General features: G+C 61.8%; 10 protein-coding genes and 1 pseudogene. 8 read left to right on the top strand and 3 right to left on the bottom strand.

The genetic code is table 11. From position 1 onward, the window contains the following. From murC to AC1DWI_RS12630, 8 genes and pseudogenes are all read left to right on the top strand, one after another. A pseudogene (murC, locus tag AC1DWI_RS12665) lies at positions 1–357 on the top strand (UDP-N-acetylmuramate--L-alanine ligase); the annotation flags it as partial. Continuing rightward, a complete protein-coding gene (locus tag AC1DWI_RS12660; RefSeq protein ID WP_477668399.1) occupies positions 354–1,331 on the top strand; it encodes a D-alanine--D-alanine ligase in 978 nt (325 codons plus the stop codon). The pseudogene murC and the gene AC1DWI_RS12660, both read left to right, overlap by 4 nt. Next, positions 1,328–2,131, top strand: coding sequence for a cell division protein FtsQ/DivIB (locus AC1DWI_RS12655; protein WP_477668398.1), 804 nt, complete (start codon positions 1,328–1,330; stop codon positions 2,129–2,131). The genes AC1DWI_RS12660 and AC1DWI_RS12655 overlap by 4 nt, the downstream gene beginning before the upstream one ends. Positions 2,132–2,135: 4 nt before the next feature. Further along, on the top strand, positions 2,136–3,365 hold the full coding sequence (gene ftsA, locus AC1DWI_RS12650; protein WP_477724942.1) for a cell division protein FtsA: 1,230 nt from the start codon (positions 2,136–2,138) through the stop codon (positions 3,363–3,365). Positions 3,366–3,513: 148 nt separating this feature from the next. Further along, the gene (gene ftsZ, locus AC1DWI_RS12645; RefSeq protein ID WP_477724941.1) at positions 3,514–4,743 is read left to right on the top strand and encodes a cell division protein FtsZ; all 1,230 of its coding nucleotides are present in this window, start codon (positions 3,514–3,516) and stop codon (positions 4,741–4,743) included. A 94-nt stretch (positions 4,744–4,837) separates the two neighbouring features. Continuing rightward, positions 4,838–5,704, top strand: a complete 867-nt coding sequence (locus AC1DWI_RS12640; RefSeq protein WP_477724940.1) for a dienelactone hydrolase family protein — start codon at positions 4,838–4,840, stop codon at positions 5,702–5,704. Between the two features lie 86 nt (positions 5,705–5,790). After that, positions 5,791–6,714 carry a UDP-3-O-acyl-N-acetylglucosamine deacetylase gene (gene lpxC, locus AC1DWI_RS12635; protein WP_477668395.1) on the top strand — a complete coding sequence of 308 codons (924 nt, stop codon included), beginning with the start codon at positions 5,791–5,793 and terminating at the stop codon, positions 6,712–6,714. A 17-nt stretch (positions 6,715–6,731) separates the two neighbouring features. Continuing rightward, positions 6,732–6,908 carry a hypothetical protein gene (locus AC1DWI_RS12630; RefSeq protein ID WP_477668394.1) on the top strand — a complete coding sequence of 59 codons (177 nt, stop codon included), beginning with the start codon at positions 6,732–6,734 and terminating at the stop codon, positions 6,906–6,908. 35 nt (positions 6,909–6,943) lie between these two features. Here AC1DWI_RS12630 and ruvC read toward each other — a convergent pair whose 3' ends face one another. Genes ruvC through AC1DWI_RS12615 form a run of 3 tightly spaced genes read right to left on the bottom strand, consistent with a single transcriptional unit; the run spans position 6,944 to position 9,167 of the window. After that, positions 6,944–7,492 (bottom strand): crossover junction endodeoxyribonuclease RuvC, encoded by a 549-nt coding sequence (gene ruvC / locus AC1DWI_RS12625; RefSeq protein WP_477668393.1) that lies wholly within the window; start codon positions 7,490–7,492, stop codon positions 6,944–6,946. 42 nt (positions 7,493–7,534) lie between these two features. Next, positions 7,535–8,515, bottom strand: coding sequence for a phosphatidate cytidylyltransferase (locus AC1DWI_RS12620; RefSeq protein ID WP_477668392.1), 981 nt, complete (start codon positions 8,513–8,515; stop codon positions 7,535–7,537). Positions 8,516–8,534: 19 nt separating this feature from the next. Then, on the bottom strand, positions 8,535–9,167 hold the full coding sequence (locus AC1DWI_RS12615; protein WP_477668391.1) for a lysophospholipid acyltransferase family protein: 633 nt from the start codon (positions 9,165–9,167) through the stop codon (positions 8,535–8,537). Between the last annotated feature and the right edge of the window lie 88 nt (positions 9,168–9,255).

The raw sequence follows: 9,255 nt of genomic DNA, 5'->3' as shown, positions 1-9,255 counted from the left end.
CTGGTGCTGGCTTTCCAGCCGCACCGCTACACCCGCACGCGTGACTGTTTTGAAGATTTCGTCAAGGTCATCGGCAACGCCGATGCGGTGCTGCTGTCCGAGGTGTATGCCGCCGGTGAAGCGCCCATCGTGGCCGCAGACGGACGCTCGCTGGCGCGGGCTTTACGCGTGGCCGGCAAGGTAGAACCTGTCTTTGTGGATGAGATCGATGCCATGCCGCAGGCCATCCTCGACAACACGCTGGATGGCGACGTCGTGATGTGCATGGGGGCCGGATCCATCGGCATGGTGCCCGCAAGGGTTGCAGAAATGCTGGAGCCGGCAGGGCATGGCGGTACCAGGGAGGTCCGGGCATGAAAGCAGGCGCGTTGAATTTTGGAAAAGTCGCCGTCCTGATGGGCGGGCTGTCGGCCGAGCGCGAGGTTTCGCTGATGTCAGGTAACGGGGTACTGAAAGCGCTTCGCTCGCGCGGCGTGGATGCCCTCGCCTTTGATCCTGCCGAGCGCGACCTGAGCGAGCTGAAGAAGGACGGGTTCGAGCGTTGCTTCATCGCATTGCATGGACGCTTTGGGGAAGATGGCACGGTGCAAGGTGCGCTCGAATTGCTGGGCATTCCCTACACCGGCTCCGGCGTCATGGCTTCCAGCATGGCCATCGACAAGGTCATGACCAAGCGCGTGATGATCTCCGAAGGATTGCCAACCCCTCAATACCGTCTGCTGCGCCGTGGCACTTACGGCGCTGCAGACATCGCTGCCTTGCCGGATGCGCTCGGCCTGCCGTTGATCGTCAAGCCGGCACGCGAAGGTTCGTCGATCGGGCTGACCAAGGTGACGGAACGCTCCGCCATGGCCAGCGCTGTGGCACAGGCCGAAAAACTCGATGCCGATGTCCTGTGCGAGCAATTCATCAGCGGTGACGAGGTGACCTGCCCGGTGCTGGGTACCGGTGCGGGGGCACGCGCACTGCCGGTCATCCGCATCGTGGCGCCCGACGGCAACTACGACTACCAGAACAAATACTTCACCGACAGCACCCAGTACCTGGTTCCCTGCGGGCTGCCCGAGGGCGAAGAGGCTGTCATCCAGCAGCTTGTGCTGGACACCTTTCGCATTCTCAATTGCCGTGGCTGGGCCCGCGCCGACGTGATGATAGACAGGGCCACGCGCAAGCCCTACCTGCTGGAGATCAACACGTCGCCGGGCATGACCGGGCATTCGCTGGTGCCCATGTCCGCCCGAGCAGCCGGAATCTCGTATGAAGACCTTTGCATCGAAGTGCTGAAGACTGCTTCGCTCGACCACCAAAAACACGGAGGATCCGCCACTTGAGCAGAACCCTGCCACTGCCGCCTTCCTTGCCGCTGGACGTCAAGCTCATGAATACCTTCTCGGTGGTTCTGGGCCTGGCGTTTGCCGCCATGGTTGCGTCACTGGCTGTGGCGTGGCTCATGCGCCAGTCCCTGTTCAGCCTGAACGCAATCCGTGTGGAGGGCGACCTTGCGCACAACAACGCCGTCACGCTGCGGGCCAATGTGGCGCCCAGGTTGTCCGGCAATTTTTTCACGGTGAACCTGGGTGCCACGCGCGCGGTGTTCGAGTCCGTTCCCTGGGTGCGCAGGGCGCTGGTGCAGCGCGAATTTCCGAACCGGTTGAAGGTGGTGCTGCAGGAACACAAACCGGTGGCGTTCTGGGGGGCCGAGGGCGACGCCCGGCTCGTCAACAGCTTCGGTGAGGTGTTTGAGGCCAACCAGGGCGACGTCGAGGCGGAAGACCTGCCGGTGCTCAATGGGCCGCCGGGTCAGGCGGCGCAGGTACTGCAGGCCTACCAGGCGTTGGCGCCGATGTTCGACGAAACAGATGCCACGCTGGAGCAATTGCAGATGACCGGCCAGGGTGGCTGGCGTGCCCAATTGGACAGCGGCGCCGTGATCGAACTGGGGCACGGGTCGCTGGACGAAATACAGGCACGTACCCGCCGCTTTATTGCCACGGTGACGCAGGTGTCATCCCGGTACGGGCGGGACCTGGAATCCGCCGACCTGCGTTACGGCAATGGTTATGCGATCAGGCTCAGGGGTGTCACCACGGGAAGCCCCGCTGACAAAGACGACGGAAAGAAAAAAAGGTAAATATATGGCCAAGGAATACAAAGATCTGGTGGTCGGGCTGGACATCGGAACCAGCAAGGTCATGGCGGTGGTGGCCGAGGTCATGCCGGGCGGGGAGCTCAAGCTTGCCGGCCTGGGCATCGCGGCGAGCAACGGGCTCAAACGCGGGGTGGTCGTCAATATTGACGCCACGGTGCAAAGCATCCAGCAGGCCCTGAAAGAGGCTGAACTGATGGCCGACTGCAAGATCGCCCGCGTCTACACCGGCATTACCGGCAGCCACATCCGCGGCATCAACTCCAGCGGCATGGTGGCGGTCAAGGACAAGGAAGTCACGCAGGCCGACGTAGCGCGCGTGATCGAGACGGCCAAGGCCATCAACATCTCGACCGACCAGCGCCTGCTGCTGGTGGAGCCGCAGGAGTTCGTGATTGACGGCCAGGACGTGCGCGAACCCATCGGCATGAGCGGCATACGCCTGGAAGCCAAGGTGCACATCGTGACGGGCGCCCAGAGCGCGGCTGAAAACATCATCAAATGTGTGCGGCGCTGTGGGCTTGAAGTCGATCAGCTCATGCTCAACCCGCTGGCTTCGAGTCTGGCGGTATTGACACAGGACGAGCAGGAGCTGGGTGTGGCCATGGTCGATATCGGTGCCGGCACCACCGACGTCGCCATCTTCACCGGTGGCGCCATCCGGCACACCGCGGTGATCCCGATCGCCGGTGACCTGATCACCAGCGACATCGCGATGGCGCTGCGCACGCCCACCAAGGACGCTGAAGACATCAAGGTGGAAAGCGRTTACGCCAAGCAGCTGCTGGCCGACCCCGACACGCAGGTGGAAGTGCCGGGGCTGGGAGACCGGGGACCGCGCATGCTGAGCAAGCAGGCCCTGGCGGGCGTGATCGAGCCGCGCATCGAGGAAATTTTTTCGCTGGTCCAGCAGGTGATCCGCGAGTCGGGCTACGAAGAGGTGTTGTCTTCGGGCATCGTCATTACCGGTGGCAGTGCCGTCATGCCCGGCATGGTGGAACTCGGGGAGGACATCTTCCTCAAACCGGTTCGCCGGGGCATACCGCGCTACAACAGTGCGCTGTCAGACATGGTGGCCCAGGCCCGGGCCGCCACGGTCATGGGCTTGCTCGAAGAAGCCCGGCTGGCGCGCATGCGGGGCTACAAGGTGTCGCAAAAGGCAGGCAGTGTGCACAACGCATTCGGCCGGGTCAAAGACTGGTTTGTGGGGAATTTCTGATGAATACCTATTCCACTTTTATCGGCAGGCCCTCACGTTGTATGCATTCAGGCGGGGCGGATCCCCCTGCGTAAGCCGGTCATGTCAAACATAAATACAACGTTCTGAAAATTTTGGCAACTGCAGTTTATTGATTAGGAGGCTCCCAATGAGCATCGAAATGATTGAAATCGAAGAATTCAACCAGGGCACACAGATCAAGGTGATCGGTGTGGGCGGCGGTGGTGGCAACGCCGTTGGGCACATGATCGAATGCGGCGTGCAAGGCGTCGAATTCATCTGCGCCAATACCGACGCGCAGGCACTCAGCCGCGGCAGTGCGCACAAGACCATCCAGCTGGGTGCCAGCGGCCTGGGTGCGGGCAGCAAGCCCGACAAGGGGCGCGATGCGGCAGAGCTGGCTGTGGACGACATCCGCAGCGCCATTGCCGGCGCGCACATGTTGTTCATCACCGCGGGCATGGGCGGCGGCACCGGTACCGGTGCCGCCCCCGTGATCGCACGCGTGGCCAAGGAGATGGGCATCCTGACCGTCGGCGTGGTGACCAAGCCGTTTGATTTTGAAGGCGGTCGCCGCATGACCAACGCCGACCTCGGCCTGGCAGAACTTGAAGCCAACGTTGACTCACTGATCGTGGTGCTCAATGAAAAGCTGCTCGAAGTGCTGGGCGACGACGTCACGCAGGATGAGGCTTTTGCGCATGCCAACGACGTGCTGAAAAACGCCGTGGGCGGCATTGCCGAAATCATCAACGTGCCCGGCCACGTCAACGTCGACTTTGAAGACGTGCGCACCGTGATGGGTGAACCCGGCAAGGCCATGATGGGAACGGCCAAGGCCAACGGTCCTGATCRTGCGCGCATCGCCGCCGAACAGGCTGTAGCTTGCCCGCTTCTGGAAGGCATTGACCTGTCGGGCGCCAAAGGCGTGCTGGTGCTGATCACCGCGGCAAAGGGCTCGCTCAAGCTGAGCGAATCCAAGCTGGCGATGAACACCATCCGCGCATACGCCTCCCCCGATGCGCATGTGATCTACGGCACGGCCTACGACGATGAACTGGGCGACGATATCCGTGTGACCGTGGTCGCAACGGGCTTGTCCCGCCAGGGCGTGCGCCGCCATGCGCCGCCGCTGCAGGTGCTGCGCACGGGTACTGACAACGTGCCGTTCAACGTCCCGACGCTGAACACAACGGCCAATGGCGCCGGTGCGGCGCAGACGGCCATGGGATCGGCCCAGCCCGACTACGGCAACATGTCGGTGCCCAGCGTGTGGCGTACCAACCGGACCCAGGCGGCCGCAAAAGTCGATGCCCTGGCCTCCGGCGGGATGGACGACTTCGAGATTCCGGCCTTCCTGCGCAAGCAGGCTGACTAAGGTTCCCGCAAAGCAGGGCGAAAGGGGCGGGCTGGTAGTCCGCCCTTTTTTTTGGCCTTGCAACGCAGAGCGTCTCCAGAACAAAGAGGTCGCCATGGATATACGAGGGTTTTGCGCCGCGCTGGTTGTTTTGTCCGCGCAGTCTGCGCCCGCCCAGACCGCCAGGCCCGAGGCGGCCGAAAAAGTGAGTTGGCCCAGCATGGTGTGTGCGGGTACTCCCTTTGTCTGCAACAAGCTCGATGCGCAGGGCTACCTGTTCAGCCAGCCCGGGCAGACGAAGATTGTGCTGATCTCGCACGGATCTCAGGGCATCGACAGCCGGATGTTTGACTATGTGGACAGCCTTCAGAAGGAGGGTTTCGCAGCGCTGGTGATCGATCACTGGAAGCCTCGAGGCATCGACGTGACGCACAACGACTATCCGGCGGCATCGCGCAAAGGCGGTAACGAATTCAATATGGCCATTGACAGCCTCGCAGCTGCCGGCTGGCTGCGCGGCCGCGGTTTCGAGAAGGTCGGCAGCATCGGTGAGTCGCAGGGTGGCGGTGCCGCAGTCATGATGCAGCAGAAATTCGCCCACGCACTGATTGAGCGCAACATGCGGCGCTTGTACGCGGGTGAAGTGGACGACGAAACCCCGAGCCGGTACTGTGAACGCCACGTGGGCTGGATGAACGGGCGCGGCGGCAACGCGAAGATCGTGGTACTGGAAGGCGAGGGCCACAGTTTCGACGCGCCTTACAAACGGCAACGCAATGTCTTTGGGCCGCACTATGCCAAATGCGATGTTCTGGTTGACGAATCGGGCGTGACCGAACTTAACAGCGGCATCACCATGCCCGGCGACGACGTCAACGCCATGATGGCCCGATGTGTCAGCAAGGTTTTCCACACGGGCTACTGGAAGAATCGCTTCGTCGCGGTGCCGCACTGGACGGCATTCTTCAGGCAGCACCTGTAACAAGGCAAAACCTGTAGCACTTTGGCTATGGTGGCCATCAAACACTCCAACTGCGGCAATCGGCTGCAACACTTAAAATCACCCATATGCTTCAGCAACGTACCCTTAAATCCCTGACCAGAGCCGTGGGCGTGGGCCTGCACAGCGGCCAGCGGGTGGAACTGACCTTGCGGCCGGCGGCGCCCGATACCGGGATCGTGTTTCGCCGTGTGGATTTGCCGCAGCCGGTGGACATCGCCATCTCTGCGCAGGCCGTGACGGACACACGGCTGGCTTCCACCATTTCCAGYGGCAACGCCAAAGTGCATACGGTAGAGCACCTGATGTCGGCGTGCGCCGGCCTGGGTATTGACAACCTGTATGTCGATATCACGGCGGAAGAGGTCCCCATTCTTGACGGCTCGGCTTCTTCGTTTGTATTTTTGCTGCAATCGGCCGGCATTGCGCTGCAGGCCGCACCCAAGCGCTTTATCCGGGTGATCAAGCCTGTGGAAGTGCGCGAAGGCGAGGGCGCCAACACCAAGTGGGCGCGCCTGAGCCCCTATGAAGGCTACAAGCTCAGTTTTGAAATTGATTTCGACCACCCTGCGGTGGACTCCACCGGCCAGCGCGTTGAGTTCGACATGGGTTCGGGCGCCTACACACGCGACATCGCGCGGGCCCGCACCTTCGGTTTCACCAAGGATGTGGAAATGATGCGCGCCAATGGCCTGGCCTTGGGCGGCGGGCTGGACAACGCCATCGTCATGGACGACTACAAGGTGCTCAACAGCGACGGGCTGCGTTACAACGACGAGTTCGTGAAGCACAAGATCCTCGATGCCATGGGCGACCTCTATTTGCTGGGCAAACCGCTGCTGGCCGCCTACAGCGCGTTCCGCTCCGGCCACGCGATGAACAACAAGCTGCTGCGCGAGCTGCTGTCGCATAAGGATGCCTACGAAGTCGTCACCTTCGAGGACGAGAAAAAAGCACCGCAAGGCTTCGCCACGCTGGCACGTGCCTGGTAGGGCCGGCGGAACACGCCATGCTGCTGTTTCGCTGGCTCATCCTGCTGTTTTTGCTGGCCGCGGTGGTGTCGTTCATGTTTTACGCCGGTACTGGGCAGCCACGGTTCAAGCAGTTCGGGCTCACCATTCTCAAGTGGACGCTGATCGCCGCGTTCGGATTTTTTGCGGTACTGATACTCGAGCGCGTCGCGTAGCGAGTCAACCGGGCTGCCTTGACGCTCCTGCCGCGTTAGCGGCTGCGCCCACCTCGATAGTTCCCCGCCATTGCTGTGTCTATGCCACTGGCCTGAGCCAGCCGCGCCATGGCGCTGCCCACGTGGGCGTGGGTAATCGCCAGCCCCAGCGCATCGGCCGCGTCTTTGCCAGGCAGGGAGGGCAGCTTCAGCAGGCGCATCACCATCTCCTGCACCTCGGCCTTGCCCGCCTTGCCATAGCCCGCAACCGCCTTTTTGAGCTGTAGCGCCGTGTATTCGGCCACTGTCAGCTGGCGCGAGACCAGGGCCGTGATGCAGGCCCCGCGCGCCTGGCCCAGCAGCAGCGTCGCCTGCGGGTTGACGTTGACAAAGATGATTTCGACAGAGGCCGCATCGGGCTGGTAGCGCTCCACCACTTCGCACACGCCCTCAAACAGCACTTTCAGCCGGCCCGGCAAATCGCTGCGTTCCATATGTGTGGTCTTGATGGTGCCGCTGGCCACATAACGCAGGTGCTGGCCGTCCATGTCGATCACGCCAAAACCTGCGACCTGCAGGCCGGGGTCGATGCCGAGGATTCTCATATGCTATGTATTTGATAGCTGATCGCGCGCGTGTTCATTGAGTTAGAGGCCAAAATACCATCTAACTGAATGAAAAAATATGGGTGCGCCAAAGCACAGCGCATCCACGCGGTCCAACAGGCCGCTGGCACCGGTGACGCCCACGCCGCGATTTCCCCAGTTGGGAATGCCGCGATCACGCTTGAGGGCTTTCATCACCAGGTGCCCGAGCGAGCCCGATACGCAGGCAATAAAGGCCATGGCCACCGCCTGCGCCGGCTTGAAGGGTGTGAGGCCCGCCAACAGTCCGCCCAGCAGGCTGGCCCCAACGACGGCGATCAACCAGCTGGTCCAGTTAAAGCTCTTGCTGACATTGGGCGCGCTGCCCGGTCGTTGCAGTTTGCGACCCACCAGGTGCTGGACGATCATGCAGCTTTGCACCACAAACACCAGGAAGAACACCAGAAAGGCGTTTTTTCCCTGGTAGTTGGGAAACTTCAGCAGCAGCAGGGCGGGCACATGGCTGATGCCRTAGACGCAGACCATGATGCCCCATTGCAGCTTGGCGTTGCGTTCGAGGAAACGGTGAGGATCGTCGGCCAGCGCGCTGACCACCGGAATCGCCAGGAACACRTAGACCGGAATGAACACGGTCACTAGGTCAAAGTGCCGCGTGATGACCAGGGCAAACTGCACCGGCAGCACCACAAAAAAGGCCAGCACCAGGCTGCGGTGGTCGCCCTGCCGGGTGGGTGAGAGCGTGATGAATTCGCGCAGCGCAAAAAAAGCCACCATGCCGAACAGCACGGTTGCCACGGTTTCGCCCAGCGTCCAGCCGATCCAGAACACCGTGGACATGAACCACGAGGTGCGCAGCAGGCCGCTGAATTCCTTGAGTTTCTGGGTGTGCAGGTCGTCTTCGTGCGTGTCCTTGAGGGCCATCACGAAGGCGGCTACGCTGATCACGGTCAGGATGCCGAACACCAGCACGAACAGCAGGCCGACCTGGTGTGAGGGAGAAAGGTTGCGCAAAAAAGTGTTCATCGGGATTCCGGGACTTGTGTCAGGTTTCCCTGAGATCCATGACGGCCTGGCGTGCACGCGCCAGAAATTCGCCCCGGTCTTCGCCCTCGCCCAGTGCAATCGGTGCGCCGAAGGTGACGGAACAGAGGATAGGCACCGGTACGACTTCCCCCTTGGGCATGACGCGCTGCACATTGTTGATCCAGGCCGGCACCAGCACCACCTGGGGGAATTTGAGCGCCAGGTTGTACAGGCCCGCCTTGAATTTTTGCGGCTCTTCGTGGTTGCCGCGTGTGCCTTCCGGAAAGAGGATGATCGAGTCACCGCTGGTCAGGGCCTCGATCAGCGGCTCCAGCGGGTCCTGGTCGCCGGTCTTGGCACGGTCCACGTAAATCGCGTTGAAGACCGCCGTGGTGATCCATTTCTTGAAAGGAGTTTTGGTCCAGTAGTCTTTCGCGGCAATCGGCCGCGTGATGCTGCGAAGCTCTTCCGGCAGCGCCGCCCACATCAGCACGAGGTCGGCATGGCTCTGGTGGTTGGCAAAATAAATACGCTGTTCCGCCTTGGGCGGGCAGCCTTGCCAGCGGGCCTGTGCACCGGTCAGCGTGCGGATCAGTCCCAGCAGGAAAAGCCCCATCAGCTTGGCCAGGATGGGAGAAAATTTGTCGCTCATGGGATTCGGCCCTTTTTGCTGCTCAGCATTCAGGGCAGTTCCACACCGCCCATACGGGCCGTGATGGTGCTGGCGCGCGAAGCCAGGT

The sequence above is a fragment of the Polaromonas sp. P3_C2 genome (assembly GCF_056402675.1).
Note: the sequence above shows the minus strand (reverse complement) of the source record. Positions and strands in the feature narration are given on the sequence as shown.

Excerpts from the sequence above, each read along its gene's own strand:
- AC1DWI_RS12615 (WP_477668391.1), bottom strand. The coding sequence starts at position 9,167 with ATGAGCGACAAATTTTCTCCCATCCTGGCCAAGCTGATGGGGCTTTTC.
- ruvC (WP_477668393.1), bottom strand. The coding sequence starts at position 7,492 with ATGAGAATCCTCGGCATCGACCCCGGCCTGCAGGTCGCAGGTTTTGGC.
- AC1DWI_RS12640 (WP_477724940.1), top strand. The coding sequence starts at position 4,838 with ATGGATATACGAGGGTTTTGCGCCGCGCTGGTTGTTTTGTCCGCGCAG.
- AC1DWI_RS12660 (WP_477668399.1), top strand. The coding sequence starts at position 354 with ATGAAAGCAGGCGCGTTGAATTTTGGAAAAGTCGCCGTCCTGATGGGC.
- AC1DWI_RS12630 (WP_477668394.1), top strand. The coding sequence starts at position 6,732 with ATGCTGCTGTTTCGCTGGCTCATCCTGCTGTTTTTGCTGGCCGCGGTG.